The organism is Streptomyces sp. NPDC104381 (genome assembly GCF_055583745.1).
On the sequence record NZ_JBVJNK010000001.1, the window covers coordinates 1010783 to 1027534 of the forward strand.

Sequence of the window (16752 nt, forward strand, 5' to 3'; positions counted from 1 at the left end):
ATGAACCGGACGCCCGCGACCACCCCCGTGCCCGTCGTCCTGGCCGGAGCCCGCGGCCACGGCCGCTGGCACCTCGCCAACATCCGCCGCCTCCAGCACCAGGGCCTGGTGAGACTGGCCGGGGTCTGCGAGCTGAACCCGCTGACCGACGCCGAACTCGACCTGTTCGCCCGGGAGATGCCCGAGCAGTCCGCCGACTTCGGGGCCCTGCTGGACTCCACCGGCGCGCGTGCCGCCGTCATCTGCACCCCCATCCCGACCCACACCGCGCTGGCCCTGACCGCGGCGGCCCGCGGGGTCCACCTCCTCCTGGAGAAGCCGCCCGCGGCGACCTACGAGGACTACGCCCGCATGGCCGACGGGGTACGGAAGGCGGGCGTGGCCTGCCAGATCGGCTTCCAGTCCTTCGGCTCGCACGCCGTGCCGGCCGTCAGGGAGCTCGTACGCTCCGGAGCTGTCGGCACCGTCCGGGGCGTCGGCGCCGCCGGCGCCTGGGTCCGCGACGACGCCTACTTCCGGCGGGCGCCGTGGGCCGGGCGCCGCAGGATGGGCGGGACCGACGTCGTCGACGGGGTGCTCACCAACCCGCTGGCGCACGCCGTCGCCACCGCCCTCGAACTCGCCGACGCCGGAACGGCCGAGGACGTGGTGTCCATCGAGACCGAGCTCTTCCGGGCCCACGACATCGAGTCCGACGACACCAGCTGCGTCCGGATCACCACCACCGGCGGGCTGCCGGTGACCGTCGCCGTCACCCTCTGCGCGGAGGAGGCCGGCGAACCGTACGTGATCGTCCACGGCGACCGGGGCCGCGTCACCTTCTGGTACAAGCAGGACCGGGTCCTCGTCCAGCGCGCCGGACACGGCCCCGAGGAGACCGTCCACGGGCGGACCGACCTCCTGGAGAACCTCGTCGCCCATCTGGAGGACGGCACCGCGCTCCTCGTACCGCCGGAGCGCACCGGCGCGTTCATGCGGGTCCTCGAAGCGGTACGCACCGCCCCCGAGCCCACCGCGCTGCCCGCCACCGCCTGGCACACCCGGCCCGCCGACCGGGGCGACGGCGTACGGCGCATCGTGCGCGGCATCGACGGGACCGTCGCCGCCGCGGCCGACACCCTCACCCTCTTCTCCGAACTCGGCGCCTCCTGGGCGCGCCCCAGTGAGGTGAGCACCCGATGACCACCGCGCTCCTGAGCTGCGCCGGACGCCCCGTCGGCCGCTACAGCTACCGGCCGGGGACGGACGGCCGCCCCTATCTGCACCCCGTCACCACGCTCGCCGGCACCCCCGTCACCGAGGAGCGCCCGGCCGACCACGTCCACCACCTCGGCGCCTCCGTCGCGGTGCCCGACGTGGCCGGACACAACTTCTGGGGCGGGCGCACCTTCGTCCGGGGGCAGGGCCCCACCGCGCTCGACAACCACGGCACACAGCGCCACCTCGGCTGGAAGCTCCGCGACCCGGACGGCTTCGTGGAGGAGCTCAGCTGGGAGGCCGACGGCACCGAGCTGCTGCGCGAGCACCGCACGGTCGCCGTCGGCGAGATCTCCGGCACCGCCTGGGCGCTGGACTTCTCCTTCTCCCTCACCAACCGGGGCGGCACGGACCTCTCCATCGGCAGCCCCGCCACCAACGGCCGCCCCGGCGCCGGATACGGCGGCTTCTTCTGGCGCGCCCCCAAGGAGCCCGCCCCGCCCGCCGTGTTCAGCGGAACCCTCGACGGCGAGGAAGCGGTCCACGGGAAGGCCGCCGACTGGCTGGCCCTCGCCGGGGACGGCTGGACGCTCGTCTTCGCCGGGGCGACCGAGGAGACGCGGCGCGACCCCTGGTTCGTACGGACCACCGAGTACCCCGGGGTCGGCTCCTCCCTCGCCGCGGACCGCCGGCTCCCCGTCGCCGCCGGGGCCACCGTCGTCCGCCGTGTCGTCACCGTCGTCGCCGACGGCCGGCTCGACCGGGACGCCGCCGCCGCCCACGTCCGCAAGGCGGTCACCGGATGACGGCGCCCTGGACGGCCGACCTCGGGGACGGCACCTACCGCAACCCCGTCCTGAACGCCGACTGGTCCGACCCGGACGTGATCAGCGTCGGGGAGGACCACTACCTCACCGCGTCCAGCTTCGGCCGCGTCCCCGGACTGCCCCTGCTGCACTCCCGCGACCTCGTCAACTGGTCGCTCATCGGCCACGCCCTCGACCGGCTGGAACCGGACGCCGACTTCGCCGTGCCCCGGCACGACTGCGGGGTGTGGGCGCCCTCGCTGCGCCACCACGCCGGACGCTTCTGGATCTTCTGGGGCGACCCCGACCACGGCATCCAGCAGATCAACGCCGAGGACATCCGCGGCCCCTGGAGCGCGCCGCACCTCGTCAAGGCCGGCAAGGGCCTGATCGACGCGTGCCCCCTGTGGGACGAGGAGACCGGCGAGGCGTACCTCGTGCACGCCTGGGCGAAGTCCCGCTCCGGGATCAAGAACCGGCTCACCGGCCACCGGATGAGCCCCGACGGACGCGAACTGCTCGACGAGGGCACGACGCTCGTCGACGCCGACACGATCCCCGGCTGGTTCACGCTGGAGGGCCCCAAGCTCTACCGGCACGACGGATACTTCTGGATCCTCGCCCCGGCCGGGGGAGTGGAGACCGGCTGGCAGGGAGCCTTCCGCTCCCGGACGTTCGAGGGCCCGTACGAGGAGCGGGTCGTCCTCGCGCAGGGCGGCACCGACGTCAACGGCCCGCACCAGGGCGGCTGGGTCCGGACCGCAGCCGGCGAGGACTGGTTCCTGCACTTCCAGGCCCGCGGGGCGTACGGCCGTGTGGTGCACCTCCAGCCGATGCGCTGGGAGGACGGCTGGCCGGTCATCGGCGACGAGGGCGAACCCGTCCTCGCGCACCGCAGCCCCGAGGCCCCGGAGCGGACCGTGGGGGCGCCGGCCTCCGGCGACGACTTCCCCGGCGGCCGGTACGGCCGGCAGTGGCAGTGGACCGCCAACCCGCGCCCCGGCTGGACGGTCGGGCACGGCGGCGACGGGCTGCGCCTCAGCTGCGTACGGACCGCGTACGCCCACGACCTGCGGGCCCTGCCCAACGTCCTGACGCAGCGGCTGCCCGCCGAGGAGTTCACCGTCGAGACCGGCATCACCCTGGACTCCACCGAGCCCGGGGCCAAGGCCGGGCTCGCCGTGCTCGGGGACGCCTTCTCGTGGATCGGCCTGGAGGCCGGGCCCGACGGGACGTCCAGGCTCGTGCACCGGTACGCCGAGACCGTCGCCGAGCACGAGCGGGACGCCGCGCACCCGCGCCCCGCACCCGCCGCCGGCGTACGCGTCCGTATCGAGGTCACCCGGGGCGCCCGCTGCCGCTTCCTCGCCGACACCGGCGACGGGTCCGGCTTCCAGCCGTCCGGCCAGGTCTTCGCGGCCACCCCGTGGCGCTGGGTGGGAGCGCTCCTGGGCCTCTTCGCGACCGCGCCGGCCGGGACGGGACCGTCGGGAACAGCCGGCTTCACCGCGTTCCGCACCACCGGACGGCCTCGCGCCGTCTGACCCGCACCGCACACCACCGACCGCCCCCCACGCACGCGTACAGATTCCGAGAATTCCCGAGAGAGAAGAGCTGACATGAACATCTCGAAGACGCTCCGCGGGCGTGCCGCGACCGCGGTCTCCCTCACGGCGGTCCTGGCCCTGGGCGCCACCGCCTGCGGTGACGACGGAAGCAGCTCGGGCACGGAGGGCAGCGGGAAGGGCGAGATCACCTTCTGGGACAACAACGGTGGTCCGCGCACCGCCATCTGGACCGAGATCATCAAGGACTTCGAGAAGAAGAACCCGGACATCAAGGTCAAGTACGTCCCGATCCCGATCGCCGACGTCCAGTCCAAGTACGACACGGCCATCGCGGGCGGCGGCCTCCCCGACGTCGGCGGTGTCGGCACCGCGTACCTGGCCAACATCGTGTCCCAGGAGGCCCTGGAGCCGATCAGCGACCGGCTGGAGAAGTCGCCGCTGAAGGGCAAGCTGGTCGACAACATGGTCGAGAGCGTCAGATCCGCGGCGGGCCGGGGCGACGACATGTACACCGTGCCGACCTCCGCGAACAACGGCGCCCTCTGGTACCGCACCGACCTGTTCGAGGCGGCGAAGCTCGACGCGCCCACCACCTGGCCCAAGTTCTACGAGGCCGCCGACAAGCTCACCGACGCCAAGAACAACAAGTTCGGCTACACCATCCGCGGCGGCGCCGGCTCCATCGCGCAGGCCCTGGACGCGATCTACGGCCAGACCGGGATCACCGACTTCTGGGACGGCGACAAGACCACCCTGAACGACCCGAAGAACGTCGCCGCGCTGGAGAAGTACGCCGCCCTCTTCAAGAAGACGACACCCGCCGCCGACGTCAACAACGACTTCACCAAGATGGTCGCCCAGTGGGACACCGGCACCATCGGGATGCTCAGCCACAACCTCGGCTCCTACCAGGACCACCTGAAGGCACTGGGCGAGGAGAAGTTCGCCGGCATACCCGCCCCCATCGGGGAGGGCGGCACACGCGTCCAGGTCTCCAACCCCGTCGACGGACTCGGCCTCTTCCGGACCAGCAAGAACAAGAACGCCGCCTGGAAGTTCATCGAGTTCGCCGCCTCGCACGAGTCGAACAGCAAGTGGAACGAGTCCGCGGGCGCCATCCCGGCCAACACCGAGGCGGCCAAGGACCCCTGGATCAACGAGACCGAGCCGACCGCGCTCGCCGCGAAGGCCCTCACCGACGGCTCCACCAAGATCGTCGACCTGCCGTACTACCTGCCCGACTGGAACAACATCAGCAAGGCCGACAACGAGCCCGAGTTCCAGAAGCTGCTCCTCGGCAAGACCACGGCCAAGGCCTTCCTCGACAAGATGGCCGACGAGCTGAACACCGCCCAGAAGGAGTGGAAGGACCTGGGCAACGGCTGACCGGCCGTCCCGTCACGGCCGGCACCCCGATGACCGGGGGACCGGCGGCGGTCCGGGTCGCACCCCGCCGCCGGTCCCTCTTCTCCACGCACCACCTCACGCGTGTCCTCCGAGAGAGGCAGTCATCCCGTGTCACTCAACCGCAGACAGACGGCAGCCGCGCTCCTCGCGCTGCCCCTCGCCCTCATCGCCACGCCCGCGCTCGCGCACGGCGGTGGCGGAGGCAGGCCCCGGCCCCGCACGCTCCACATCGCGGGCGACTCCACCGCGGCCCAGAAGTACGCCGACGCCGCACCCGAGACCGGCTGGGGCATGGCCCTCCCCTTCTTCCTCGGCCGTCAGCTCGCCGTCGCCAACCACGCGGTGAACGGCAGGAGTTCCAAGAGCTTCATCGACGAGGGCCGGCTCACCGCCCTCCTGGACGGCGTCCGCCCCGGCGACCTCGTCCTCATCCAGTTCGGGCACAACGACGAGAAGACCGAGGACCCCGCCCGGGGCACCGACCCGTACACCACCTACCAGGAATATCTGCGCCAGTACGTCAAGGGCGCCCGCGCCCGCCGCGCCGAGCCCGTGCTGATCACCCCGGTCGAGCGCCGCCGCTTCGCCGAGGACGGCACCGCGAAGCCCACCCACGGGGAGTACCCCGCCGCGATGCGCGCCCTGGCGTCCGAGGAGGGCGTGACCCTGCTCGACCTCCAGGCGCTCTCCCTCGCCCGCTGGCAGGAACTCGGCCCCGACGGCACGAAGGCGTACTTCAACTGGCTGGAGCCGGGCGAGTCGCCCAACTACCCCGACGGCGTACAGGACAACACCCACTTCCGGCCCGACGGCGCCGTCGAGGTGGCCCGCACGACCGCCCGCGCCCTGCTGGACCGGCGCGTACTCGCACCGCGCGATCTGCGCCGCCTCGGCGAGCCCGTGCCCGGGGCGTGGATCACCTGGCCGCAGGCCTGATCGGCGCCCCACGGCTCTCTCCTCAGCTCAACCCCTTTCCCCGTACGACAGTTAAGGATTCGCCATGCCCGCACGCATGAGACACGTCCGCGCCATCGCCGTGGTGATGGGCTGCGCCTCGCTCGCCCTCGCCGTGAGCCTCCCCGCCCAGGCCTCCACCGACCGCACCAAGGGGGCCGAGCGCACCGTGCTCGCCCCGGGCGACGGCTGGGCCGCCGCCGAGGGATCCACCACGGGAGGCGCGAAGGCCACCCCCGACCACGTCTACACGGTCACCAACCGGGCCGAGCTCATCGCCGCGTTCGAGGACGCCGGTGACGCGCCGAAGATCGTCAGGATCGCCGGAACCGTCCACGGCAACTCCGACGCGGCCGGCACCCCGATCGGCTGCGAGGCGTACCAGCAGGACGGCTACACCCTGGAGAAGTACCTCGCCGCCTACGACCCCGAGGTCTGGGGCAGGGACGAGGTGCCCTCCGGCCCGCTGGAGGACGCCCGTGTCGCGTCCGCCAAGCGGCAGGCCGCGGCGGTCAACGTGAACGTCCCGTCCAACACCACGCTCATCGGCGTCGGCAAGGACGCCACCGTCATCGGCGCCAGCCTCCAGGTGAAGAACGTCTCCAACGTCATCATCCGCAACCTCACCTTCGAGGACACCTACGACTGCTTCCCCCAGTGGGACCCGACCGACGGCGACACCGGCCACTGGAACTCCGAGTACGACAACCTCGTCGTGTACGGCTCCCGCCACGTCTGGGTCGACCACAACACCTTCAGCGACGGCGACCGGCCCGACGCCGACCAGCCCCGCTACTTCGACGAGCTGTTCCAGCAGCACGACGGGCTCTTCGACATCGTCCGCGGCGCCGACCTGGTCACCGTGTCCTGGAACGTCCTCAAGGACCACGACAAGACGATGCTCATCGGCAACAGCGACGGCGCCGGTGCCGACGACCGGGGCAAGCTCCGTGTGACCCTGCACCACAACCTCTTCAAGGACGTCAACGAGCGCGCGCCCCGCGTCCGCTTCGGCCAGGTCGACTCGTACAACAACCACTTCGTCGCCACCGCGGGCGCCGCCTACGGCTACACGTACGGCATCGGGGCCGAGTCCCGGCTGGTCGCCGAGCACAACGCGTTCACCGTCACCAAGGGCTTCGACAAGGCGACCATCCTCAAGAAGTGGTCCGAGTCCTCCCTCACGGCCGGCGACAACTACGTCAACGGCCGGAAGACCGACCTGATCGCCGTGCACAACGCGGGCGTGCCCGCCGAGCAGCTCACCGAGGGCGCCGGCTGGACCCCGGAGCTGCGCACCAGGGTCGACCACCCGCTGGTCGTCCCGCTGCTCGTCGGCCTGGGCGCCGGCGCGGACCGGCCCACGCTCCGCTGACCCACCCGGCAACCCGAGAACCGGCCGGAGCGGCACCGCACGCCCCCCACCACCCCGGGGAGCGCCGCTCCGGCCCCATCCCGTGAAGGAGTACCGCCATGACCGGCAGACGCAGTGTCCTGACCCTGTTCGCGGGTGCGGGCGCCGCCCTCGCCCTCGGCGCACCCGACGCCCTGGCCGGGCCCGCGCACCGACGCCCCTTCGGACGGTACGGTTCGCCGTCCCGGCGGCTCGACGCCCGGACGCTGTACGTCGACCCGCACGGCAGGGGCGACCACACCGACGTACAGTCCGCCGTCGACGCCGCGTCCGGCACGGGCCACACCCTGGTGCTCGCCCCCGGCACCTACCGCTCCACGGTCCGCGTCGACGCCGCCCGCGAGGAGCTCACGCTGATCGGTGCGAGCGGTGACCCCCGTGACACCGTCCTCGTGTACGACAACGCCGCCGGCACGCCCAAGCCCGACGGGTCCGGCACCTACGGCACGAGCGGATCGGCGACCGTCACCGTCCAGGCGGCCGGCTTCACCGCCCGCGACGTGACCTTCGCCAACGACTGGCTGCGGTCCGACAACCCCGACTACACCGGCACCCAGGCCGTGGCCATCAAGGTGCAGGGCGACCGCTCGGCCTTCCACGGCTGCCGCTTCCTCGGCCACCAGGACACCCTGTACGCCGACTCCCTCGCCCTCACCGCCTTCGCCCGCCAGTACTACCGCGACTGCTACGTCGAGGGCGACGTCGACTTCGTCTTCGGCCGCGCCACCGCCGTCTACGACCACTGCCACTTCCGCACCCTGACCCGGACCGACCTGGCCTCGGCGCCGTACGGCTTCGTGTTCGCCCCCAGCACCGCCGGGGCCAACTCACGCGGCTTCCTGGTCGTGCGCTCCCGGATCACCGGCACCGCCCCCGACGGGTACTACAAGCTGGCGCGCCCCTGGGTGCCGTCCTCCGACCTCACCGCGCGTCCCATGCTGACCGTCCGCGACAGCCACCTCGGCGCGGGCATCGACGCGGTCACCCCGTACGACACGATGTCCTCGGGCTTCCCCTGGCAGGACCAGCGCTTCGCCGAGTACCTCAACACCGGGCCGGGCGCGCGCGTCACCGTCCCCGCGAACCGTCCGCAGCTGACGGCCTCCGAGGCCCGCGCGCACACCGCGGCCGGATACCTGGGCGACTGGCGTCCGTACGCCTCGGCCGGCCGGTGAGCACCTGACCGGTTCCTTCCGCTCCGGCTCCGACACGGCCCCGCTGCAACCGGGCCACCGCTCCATGGCGTTCTATGTAGGGGGCACGTTTACCTACCCCACAGCCCCCGCAGAACGACAACTGCACGACAAAGAACCGCAGATACGGAGCGTTTCTCCTTGACTGCCACATTTCTGACCAAGCGCACAGCAGCGGCCGCCCTCGCCGGTGGCACGCTGCTCGCACTCTCCCCACTGGTCGCCCAGGCCGCGGCGGTACCCACCCCGCCCGAACCGAGCGTCGCCGCCCTGGGCGCCGTGCTCGTGGACGGCGACAGCGGCGAGACCCTCTACGGCAAGGAGGCGGACACCGCCCGCCCCATCGCCAGCACCGCGAAGATCATGGCCGCCTCCGTGGTCCTCGACACCACGGGCGTCGACCTGGACCGCCAGGTGCCCGTCCAGCAGGAGTACCGCGACTACGTCACCGAGCACGGCTCCAGCACCGCGGACCTCCAGACCGGCGACAAGCTCACCGTCCGTCAGCTGCTCTACGCGTCCCTGCTCCCCTCCGGGGCCGACGCCGCGTTCGCCCTCGCCGACACCTTCGGCACCGGCGCGACCAGCGCCGAGCGGACCGCCTCCTTCATCGCGAAGATGAACGCGGAGGCCGACGAACTCGGGCTCGTCAACACCGAGTTCGACTCCTTCGACGGTGCGGGGTCCGACGTCAGCACCCCGGGCGAGCTGGCGGTACTGGCCCGCCACGCCATGGAGAACGAGACCTTCCGCACGGTAGTCAAGGCCAAGGAGTACAAGGGCGACGCGCCCGCCGCCAACGGCCGCGTCCGCACGTACACCTGGACCAACACGAACCAGCTGCTCGGGTCGTACGAGGGCGTCACCGGTATCAAGACCGGTACGACCACCCCGGCCGGCGACTGCCTGGTGTTCTCCGCCACCCGTGGCGACAGGACCCTCGTCGGCACCGTCCTGAACAGCACGGACCGGTACGGCGACGCGGCGAAGATCCTGGACCACGGGTTCGGTTCGAGCACCGCCGGGACCATGGAGCTCCGTACGCTGCCCAAGGGCGCGCAGCGCGACTGATCCGGCCGGCACAGGCATGACGCGGGGGCGCGGACACCACGGTGTCCGCGCCCCCGACGCGTGCGCTCCGGGCCGGGAGACCGGGAGACCGGCCCGTCAGGTCCGGTGCCGGGGGCGGTCCGCCGCCTTCTTCGCGACCTTCTTCACGGCGGACGGCTTCTTCGCCGTGGCCTTCCTGGCCGTGCTCTTCCCGGCCGTCGTCTTCCCGGCCGTCGTCCTTCCGGCCTTCCGCTTCTCCGTGGCCGCGGTCCCGGCCTCCGGCTTTCTGCTGCGGCTCGCCTTCTTCGCGGGGGCCGCGTGCTCCGGAGCCCGGCGCCGGCGGCGGGCGGCCGGGCGATGGGATTCCTCCTCCGCCCGCTCGTCCTCGTCCGCCGCCTCCGCCTGCTCGTCCTGCCCCTGCTCGCCGTCGAGCTCACCCTTGATGACGTCCCCGGCCCCGCCGGCCGCGTCCGCGGCGCTGCCGCCCACGTCCTCGACCGCCGAGCCCGCCCTCTCGCCGACGCCCTCGACCGCCGCGCCCGCCCTCTCGCCGACGCCCTCGACCGCCGTGCCCGTGCTCTCGCCGACGGACTCGACCGCGGTCCCCGCACCCCGGCCGACGTCGCTCACCGCCGCGCCGGCGCCCCGGCCCAGCTCTCCCGCCGCCCGGCCGGTGCCGGCCCCGACCTCCTCGGCCGCCGCACCCACCCCGCGGGTCAGCTGTTCGAGGATCTGGGGGTTGTGGTCCACCGTGGCCAGCAGCCGGGTGACGATGGCGGCGATGTGGTGGAGCCGCACCTTGAGCTGTGCCTGGACGTCCACACCCTCGATGTCCAGCTCGACCCGCCCGAGGCGCACGTCGGCCCCGACGTTCAGCTTGAGGAGGTCCAGCACCTCAGCCTGCAGCGAGACATGGGCCTCCAGGTCGTCGACCTCCAGGTCCAGCTTGTCCACATGCAGGGCCGGAACGTCCAGGAAGACATCCGACGGCCCCGCGTCGGGACCGCCCTCGCCCTCCGGGACAGCGATCCCGGTCTCCGGATCCCGGTCCTCGCGGCCGGTGCTGTCGGAGCTGGCCATGACGCGCGCCCATCCTCGTAGGTTCCCCGAGCGGAATCCTCACGTCCCAGTGTCGGCCGGGCCAAACCGTGACGCAATCGCCGGTGCGGCGCCCCGCAGGACAGCGCTGTCCGCCCCCGCGGGCCCGGTGCGACGGGCGGGGACGGACAGCTTCGGGCGGGACCCTCGGGTCTTTCGTTTGGATCAGGCCGGATCAGGGAGCGGGGTCTGGTGCGTGCAGCTGCAAGGCGGAGGAGGGAGTCAACGCGGAGCGTTGCCGACTGACGACAACGCCGCTGGGGGTCCCCCCTGCTCGAGCGAAGTCGAGAGCTTGGGGGAGTGCGTGCCAGGCCCCGCGAGCCCGGCATGATCCAAACGAGAGGCCCTAGTCGTAGCTGAGGTCCGACGCGGAGTACTGGCAGTACGTACCGTCCGGGCCGCTGCCGGTCTCCTTCGGCTCGGCGCCGGTGTTGTTGCCCGTGTAGCGGACGCACGGCTTGATCTTCTTGCTGCTGTCCCCGTGGATCCGCACCGAACGCAGTGCGGCGGTGTCCCCGTAGTTGGTGTTGATGCCCACCAGGGCCTTGCCGGGCGCCGTGATGTCGACGTCGTTCACGGTGATCTCGCGCTTGTACTGCTTGGAGCAGTTGCCGCACGAGCGGACGAGCTTGCCGAAGTCGGATACCTGGAACTTCGTGACGACCAGCTTGCCCGCGCCGTTGAACTGGAAGACCTTGTCGGAGGCCTTCCGGGCGCCGCCGCCGGACACCGTGTAGACGGAGCCGGTCGACGTGCCCTTGAAGGACGCGGCGTCCTCGCCGACGTCCTCCCACCAGACGTTCTGGATGGTGCAGCTGCCGGAGCAGTGGACGCCGTCGGCGGCGGGCGAGCCCAGGATGACGTTCTTGAGCGTCGCTCCGTCGGCCAGCTTGAAGATCGGGTCCTGGCCCTCGTCCTGGCCGTCCCCGCCGAGGTCGCCGCTCCCGTAGAAGCGCTTCAGCGAGCCGTCGTACGTCCCCGAGACCTCGATGGTCTTCGAGACGGCCTGGCTGCCGGTGGCACTCGGCCAGGCCGGTACCGCCGCCGTCGCCGCGCCGGCGGGCTGCAGCATCGTGTTGGTGGCCAGCGCGGCGCCGGTGAGGCCGAGGGCCGCGGTCAGCGCGGCGGCCATACGGCGCTTGCCGCTCCTGCGCCGGTGGGTGTGCGCTCGTTCACTCATCTTCGTCGGTCCCGTTTCCTTAGGGGGTGGGGGAGTGTGTCGCGCTCATGGGTCGCCGCCGCCCCCGAAAGGGTTGCCGGGTCTCCCGCCCGATTTCCCACCGGTCCGGATCCGGACGCGTGGATCAGTGCGTGTCCGTGAAGTCGCCGCCCACCGAGACCGTGACGTCCGCCGCCCGCGCCCGCGCCGTGTAGTCGTCCCGCCCGGTGTCGCGGGTGCCCTCCGCGTGGTTGTACTGCCCCGCGAAGCTGTGCGTCCCGACGGGCACGCTCCGCCCCGGCTTCAGGGTCCAGAGGTAGACGAGGAAGCCCTGCTCCTCGCGCGCCGAGACCACGAAGTCCTCCTCCGGGAGCGAGCGCCAGGAACCGGTGGTGTTCACCCCGCCGTTCAGCGCGATCCGCAGCTCGACCGTGAGCGTGGACAGCGGCCGGTCCGTCTTCACCGTCACCTCGCTCTGCGCCCAGTACCTGTTGCTGTTCGGGTCGAGCGAACCGTCCGACCACAGCGGGCCGTTCCCCGCGGGCAGTGCGGCGCCCCGGGCCGGGGACGTCGCGGGGGCGGGCGAAGCGGGCCCGGCGGCCACCTGCCCTCCGTCCGCCGGTCCCTCCGGGCCCGCCGAGGTGACGGCGAACGCTCCGGCCGTCAGCACCCCGCACACCGCCACCGTCGCGCCGGCGACCCGCAGCCACGGCATCGGCGTACGCGGGGCGCGCGCGGGACGGGACGGCGGCTCCTGCGCCATGCCGCGCTCGATCCGGGCCAGCATCCTTGCCCGGTCGGGGCGGTGCGAAGCGGCGGCGGTGCACAGCCGCTCCCGCAGCTCCTCGTCCATCAGTACCTTCCTCCGGTGCGCTGCCCGGCGGCCGCCACCTGTACCTGTGCCGCCGTGGTCCCGGGTCCGAGCAGCCGCTGGAGTTCCGCCACACCGCGCGAGGTCTGGCTCTTCACCGTACCCACCGAGACGCCGAGCACCAGAGCGGTGTCGCGTTCCGACAGGTCGAAGGCGTGCCTCAGCACCACGCACGCACGCTTACGGAACGGCAGCCTGCGCAGGGCCCCTTGGACGTCCACCACGGCCGACACGTCGGGCCCGTCCGCCGCGTAGCCGTCCCCGGCCCCGCGCGGAGCCCAGAACAGGGCGATCCTCCGCCGCTCACGCACCGCGCTGCGGATCCGCGTACGGGCCAGATTGGCGACGACGCCCCTCGCGTACGCCGCCGGGTGGTCCGCCCCCCGGACCCGGTCCCAGCGGTGCCAGAGCGCCATGAGCGCGTCGGCGGCCAGGTCGTCCGCCGCGTCGGCCTCACCCGTCAGCAGATGGGCGAGCCGGGCGAGTTCGGCGTAGTGCGCCTCGAAGAACGCATGGAACTCGGCGGCAGCAGCATCATCCACGACTGTGCCCACGGGTACCTCTCCTCTGCACGGGATCCCTGCGACGCTCCGACGACTGTGTACGTTCCCAATGCCGGTTCGCACTCCGGTTCGCACTCCGTTCGCGGGGCGAGAGCGTACCCATGCCCGTTCCGGAAGCGCTTCGACGCGTGTGTGCCTCCCAGTAAGGCGTAACACGGCGAAAACCTGAAGCCCCCCGTCCTCTTCTTCTCCGCCGGCACCCGCCGGGGAGTGACGCGGCGCATGTCCCTGTGTACGTTCTCCACGCGCGTCCACGTGCCGCAGGACGTAACGCGGAGAAAACCTGAAGTCCCCCCGAGCCGTGAACAATTCGGCTGACCATCGCGTGTTCCGTAACAACGAGGAGGAGTGCCATGCCGGACAGGCCTGATCCCACCGCGCCCGTGCGCGGGACCGAGGACGCCACGGTCCCCGCGCCCACGGTGTCCCCGGAGGCCGCTGCCCCGGCGGCCGGGCGCGGGGGCGCGGTCGACCGCTACTTCTCCATCAGCGCCCGCGGCTCCGACTTCGGACGTGAGATACGCGGCGGGTTCGCCACCTTCTTCACGATGGCCTACATCCTGGTGCTCAACCCGATCATCCTCGGCTCGGCCGAGGACAAGTTCGGCAACCACCTCTCCGGGCCCCAACTCGTCACCGCCACCGCCCTGGTGGCCGCCGTGATGACCATCGTGATGGGGCTCGGCGGCAATCTGCCGCTCGCCCTCGCCGCGGGGCTCGGCCTCAACGCCGTCGCGGCCTTCCAGCTCGCGCCGCTGATGAGCTGGCCCGACGCGATGGGCCTCATCGTCATCGAGGGCCTGCTGATCTGCGTCCTGGTGGTCACCGGGCTCCGCGAGGCGATCATGCACGCGATCCCCGCGGCCCTCAAGCAGGCCATCAGCGTGGGCATCGGGCTCTTCATCGCGTTCATCGGCTTCGTGGACGCCGGCTTCGTCTCCCGCATCCCCGGCGACACCGGCTCCGTCCCCGTCCAGCTCGGCGCCACCGGACACCTCTCCGGCTGGCCGGTCCTGGTCTTCTGCCTCGGCGTGCTGCTCACCGTCGCGCTGCTCGCCCGGAAGGCGAAGGGCGCCATCCTCATCAGCATCGTCGTGACGACCGTGGTGGCGGTGATCATCAACGAGATCGCCGACATCGCTCCCGCCGCCTGGGGCCTGACCGTGCCCGCGGTCCCCGACGACCTGGTGGCGGCACCGGACTTCGGGCTGCTCGGCTCCTTCAGCCTCTTCGGGGCGTTCCAGCAGGTCGGTGTGGTCACCATCGTGCTGCTGGTCTTCACCCTGCTGCTGAGCGACTTCTTCGACACCATGGGCACCGTCGTCGGCGTCTCCACGGAGGCCGGACTCCTCGACGAGCACGGCAAGGTGCCGGGACTCGGCCGGGTCCTGCTCATCGACGGCGCGGCGGCCGTCGCGGGCGGCGCGGCCTCCGCGTCCTCCGCCACGTCCTACGTGGAGTCCACGGCGGGCGTCGGCGAGGGCGCCCGTACGGGCTTCGCCTCACTCGTCACCGGCGCCCTCTTCGCCGTGGCGCTGTTCCTCACCCCGCTCGCCACGATCGTCCCCTCCCAGGCCGCGGCGCCGGCCCTGGTGGCGGTCGGCTTCATGCTGATGGCGCAGGTGCGGCACATCGACTGGGAGAGGTACGACATCGCCATCCCGGCGTTCCTCACGATCGCCGTGATGCCGTTCACCTACTCGATCACCAACGGCATCGGCGCCGGCTTCATCGCCTACGTCGTCATCCGTACCGTCCTCGGCAAGGCGCGGGAGATCAGCTGGCTGCTGTGGGCCACCGCCGCCCTGTTCGCGGTGTACTTCGCCATCGACCCGATCGAGCAGCTGCTCGGCGTGAAGTAGGCGATCCGCCCCGCCGCCACCGCCCGGCCGGCTGCCACCGCCCGGCGCGGCGGTGGCGGCACCGGGGCTCATCCCTTCAGGGCGGCCTTCATCATCTTCTGCGCGATCGGCGCGGCCAAGCCGTTGCCGCTGACCTCGGAGCGCGCCGCACCGGAGTCCTCGACGACCACCGCGACCGCGACCTGCTTGCCGCTGGAGGAGTCCTTCGCGTACGAGGTGAACCAGGCGTACGGGGTGTTGCTGTTGTCCACGCCGTTCTGCGCGGTGCCCGTCTTGCCGCCCACCTCGGCGCCGTCGATCTTCGCGTTGCTGCCGGTGCCCTTCTCCACGACGGTGACCATCGCACTGCGCAGCTGCTCGGCCGTCGACTCCTTCACGACCCGCTCGGTGTCGCCGTCCGGGTACTCCTGGAGCGTGGAGCCGTCGGCGTCCGTCACCTTCGCGACCATGTGCGGCGAGGCCAGCTCACCGCCGTTGGAGAGGGCCGCCGAGACCATGGCCATCTGCATCGGGGTCGCCGTCACCTCGAACTGGCCGATGCCGGTCAGCGCCGTCTGCGCCTTGTCCATGCCCGTGGGATAGACGCTCTGCGACGCCCGCACCGGCACGTCGAGCTCCTCGGTGTCGAAGCCGAAGGCGTCCGCCATCGCCTTCAGCTTGTCCTGGCCGAGATCGGCCGCGACCTTCGCGAAGACGTTGTTGCAGGAGTACTGGAGGGCGGTGCGCAGCGTGGCGTCCTCGCAGGGCGCCGAGGGGTTCTCGTTCGACAGGGGGGTGCTCGTGTTCGGCAGGGTGTACGGGTCGGGGCTGTCCGTGGGCTCGTCGACCGAGTCGTACAGGCCGTTCTCCAGCGCCGCCGACGCCACCACCAGCTTGAACGTCGAACCGGGCGGGAGCGGCTGCCGCAGGGCCCGGTTGACCAGCGGCTTGGTCTTGTCGTCGAGCAGCTTCTGCCAGGCGTCGCCGTCCCCCGTCCCGCTGATGTCCGAGGGATCGTACGAGGGGGAGGAGACCATCCCCAGGATCCGTCCCGTCTCCGGGTCCATGGCGACCGCCGCGCCCCGGTCGTCCCCCAGCGCCTCGTAGGCCGCCTTCTGCACGTCCGGGTCGATGGTCGTCAGCACGTCGCCCGGGGCCGTCTGCTTGCCGGTGATCAGGTCGCCGGGGCTCTTGAGCCGGTCGTCGGTGCCGTCGAGGACATCGCTGTAGATGCCCTCCAGCTGGGTGGCTCCGTACGCCTGAGAGCTGTAGCCGGTGACCGCCGCGTACAGCTCGCCCTGGGTGTAGGTGCGTTTGTAGCGGAGGTCGTCGCCGTCCGTCTCCTTCGAACCGGTGACCGGGGAGCCGGCCACGATGATGTCGCCGAGCGGCTGCGCGTACTGCGCGATCGTGTTCCGCCGGTTGTGGTCGTCGTCTGCGAGCGCCCGGGCCTCGTACGCCTGCACCCATGTCGCCCGCACCAGCAGGGCGAGCACCATGAGCAGACAGAAGACCGAAGCGCGCCTGATCGTCTTGTTCATCCCGCTGGAGGGACGAACGGGGGCGCCGGAGTCGTTCCCGTTCGTGTTCCTTCTCACCGGTTTCTCACCTGCGCCGTCCGGGACGGCGCC

At 71.9% G+C, this 16752-nt stretch carries 14 protein-coding genes; 9 read left to right on the forward strand and 5 right to left on the reverse strand.

Annotation, left to right across the window (positions count from 1 at the left end):
• The 8 genes from ACZ607_RS04530 (at nucleotide 1) to ACZ607_RS04565 (ending at nucleotide 9610) form a co-directional block, all read left to right on the forward strand.
• Nucleotides 1-1182, forward strand: coding sequence for a Gfo/Idh/MocA family protein (locus tag ACZ607_RS04530; RefSeq protein WP_469731598.1), 1182 nt, complete (start codon nucleotides 1-3; stop codon nucleotides 1180-1182).
• A complete protein-coding gene (locus tag ACZ607_RS04535) occupies nucleotides 1179-2003 on the forward strand; it encodes a DUF6807 domain-containing protein (protein WP_469731600.1) in 825 nt (274 codons plus the stop codon). Before ACZ607_RS04530 ends, ACZ607_RS04535 begins: the two co-directional genes overlap by 4 nt.
• Nucleotides 2000-3547 (forward strand): glycoside hydrolase family 43 protein, encoded by a 1548-nt coding sequence (locus ACZ607_RS04540; RefSeq protein ID WP_469731602.1) that lies wholly within the window; start codon nucleotides 2000-2002, stop codon nucleotides 3545-3547. The genes ACZ607_RS04535 and ACZ607_RS04540 overlap by 4 nt, the downstream gene beginning before the upstream one ends.
• A gap of 75 nt (nucleotides 3548-3622) precedes the next feature.
• Nucleotides 3623-4957: an ABC transporter substrate-binding protein gene (locus tag ACZ607_RS04545; RefSeq protein ID WP_469731604.1), complete on the forward strand. Its 1335-nt coding sequence runs from the start codon at nucleotides 3623-3625 to the stop codon at nucleotides 4955-4957.
• 129 nt (nucleotides 4958-5086) lie between these two features.
• Nucleotides 5087-5914, forward strand: a complete 828-nt coding sequence (locus ACZ607_RS04550) for a rhamnogalacturonan acetylesterase (protein WP_469731861.1) — start codon at nucleotides 5087-5089, stop codon at nucleotides 5912-5914.
• A gap of 64 nt (nucleotides 5915-5978) precedes the next feature.
• On the forward strand, nucleotides 5979-7307 hold the full coding sequence (locus ACZ607_RS04555; RefSeq protein ID WP_469731606.1) for a pectate lyase family protein: 1329 nt from the start codon (nucleotides 5979-5981) through the stop codon (nucleotides 7305-7307).
• Nucleotides 7308-7405: 98 nt separating this feature from the next.
• Nucleotides 7406-8521 (forward strand): pectinesterase family protein, encoded by a 1116-nt coding sequence (locus ACZ607_RS04560; protein ID WP_469731608.1) that lies wholly within the window; start codon nucleotides 7406-7408, stop codon nucleotides 8519-8521.
• 159 nt (nucleotides 8522-8680) lie between these two features.
• The gene (locus ACZ607_RS04565) at nucleotides 8681-9610 is read left to right on the forward strand and encodes a D-alanyl-D-alanine carboxypeptidase family protein (RefSeq protein WP_469731610.1); all 930 of its coding nucleotides are present in this window, start codon (nucleotides 8681-8683) and stop codon (nucleotides 9608-9610) included.
• A gap of 96 nt (nucleotides 9611-9706) precedes the next feature.
• Here ACZ607_RS04565 and ACZ607_RS04570 read toward each other — a convergent pair whose 3' ends face one another.
• The 4 genes from ACZ607_RS04570 to ACZ607_RS04585 form a co-directional block, all read right to left on the reverse strand.
• Entirely contained in the window at nucleotides 9707-10669 is a 963-nt protein-coding gene (locus ACZ607_RS04570; protein WP_469731612.1) for a hypothetical protein, read from the reverse strand.
• 364 nt (nucleotides 10670-11033) lie between these two features.
• On the reverse strand, nucleotides 11034-11867 hold the full coding sequence (locus tag ACZ607_RS04575) for a pectate lyase (RefSeq protein ID WP_469731614.1): 834 nt from the start codon (nucleotides 11865-11867) through the stop codon (nucleotides 11034-11036).
• Nucleotides 11868-11991: 124 nt separating this feature from the next.
• On the reverse strand, nucleotides 11992-12699 hold the full coding sequence (locus tag ACZ607_RS04580; protein WP_469731616.1) for a hypothetical protein: 708 nt from the start codon (nucleotides 12697-12699) through the stop codon (nucleotides 11992-11994).
• Nucleotides 12699-13271: a SigE family RNA polymerase sigma factor gene (locus tag ACZ607_RS04585; RefSeq protein WP_469731618.1), complete on the reverse strand. Its 573-nt coding sequence runs from the start codon at nucleotides 13269-13271 to the stop codon at nucleotides 12699-12701. The genes ACZ607_RS04580 and ACZ607_RS04585 overlap by 1 nt, the downstream gene beginning before the upstream one ends.
• A gap of 362 nt (nucleotides 13272-13633) precedes the next feature.
• Here ACZ607_RS04585 and ACZ607_RS04590 point away from each other — a divergent pair, with 362 nt between their 5' ends.
• Entirely contained in the window at nucleotides 13634-15142 is a 1509-nt protein-coding gene (locus tag ACZ607_RS04590) for an NCS2 family permease (protein ID WP_469731620.1), read from the forward strand.
• Nucleotides 15143-15210: 68 nt separating this feature from the next.
• Here the strand turns inward: ACZ607_RS04590 and ACZ607_RS04595 are convergent, their stop codons facing one another.
• Nucleotides 15211-16662 carry a peptidoglycan D,D-transpeptidase FtsI family protein gene (locus ACZ607_RS04595; protein WP_469731863.1) on the reverse strand — a complete coding sequence of 484 codons (1452 nt, stop codon included), beginning with the start codon at nucleotides 16660-16662 and terminating at the stop codon, nucleotides 15211-15213.
• Between the last annotated feature and the right edge of the window lie 90 nt (nucleotides 16663-16752).

Bases quoted from the DNA above. Each gene is read 5' to 3' on its own strand.
- ACZ607_RS04570 (WP_469731612.1), bottom strand. From the start codon at position 10,669: ATGGCCAGCTCCGACAGCACCGGCCGCGAGGACCGGGATCCGGAGACC.
- ACZ607_RS04555 (WP_469731606.1), top strand. From the start codon at position 5,979: ATGCCCGCACGCATGAGACACGTCCGCGCCATCGCCGTGGTGATGGGC.
- ACZ607_RS04545 (WP_469731604.1), top strand. From the start codon at position 3,623: ATGAACATCTCGAAGACGCTCCGCGGGCGTGCCGCGACCGCGGTCTCC.
- ACZ607_RS04530 (WP_469731598.1), top strand. From the start codon at position 1: ATGAACCGGACGCCCGCGACCACCCCCGTGCCCGTCGTCCTGGCCGGA.
- ACZ607_RS04580 (WP_469731616.1), bottom strand. From the start codon at position 12,699: ATGGACGAGGAGCTGCGGGAGCGGCTGTGCACCGCCGCCGCTTCGCAC.
- ACZ607_RS04575 (WP_469731614.1), bottom strand. From the start codon at position 11,867: ATGAGTGAACGAGCGCACACCCACCGGCGCAGGAGCGGCAAGCGCCGT.
- ACZ607_RS04560 (WP_469731608.1), top strand. From the start codon at position 7,406: ATGACCGGCAGACGCAGTGTCCTGACCCTGTTCGCGGGTGCGGGCGCC.
- ACZ607_RS04540 (WP_469731602.1), top strand. From the start codon at position 2,000: ATGACGGCGCCCTGGACGGCCGACCTCGGGGACGGCACCTACCGCAAC.
- ACZ607_RS04595 (WP_469731863.1), bottom strand. From the start codon at position 16,662: ATGAACAAGACGATCAGGCGCGCTTCGGTCTTCTGTCTGCTCATGGTG.
- ACZ607_RS04535 (WP_469731600.1), top strand. From the start codon at position 1,179: ATGACCACCGCGCTCCTGAGCTGCGCCGGACGCCCCGTCGGCCGCTAC.
- ACZ607_RS04590 (WP_469731620.1), top strand. From the start codon at position 13,634: ATGCCGGACAGGCCTGATCCCACCGCGCCCGTGCGCGGGACCGAGGAC.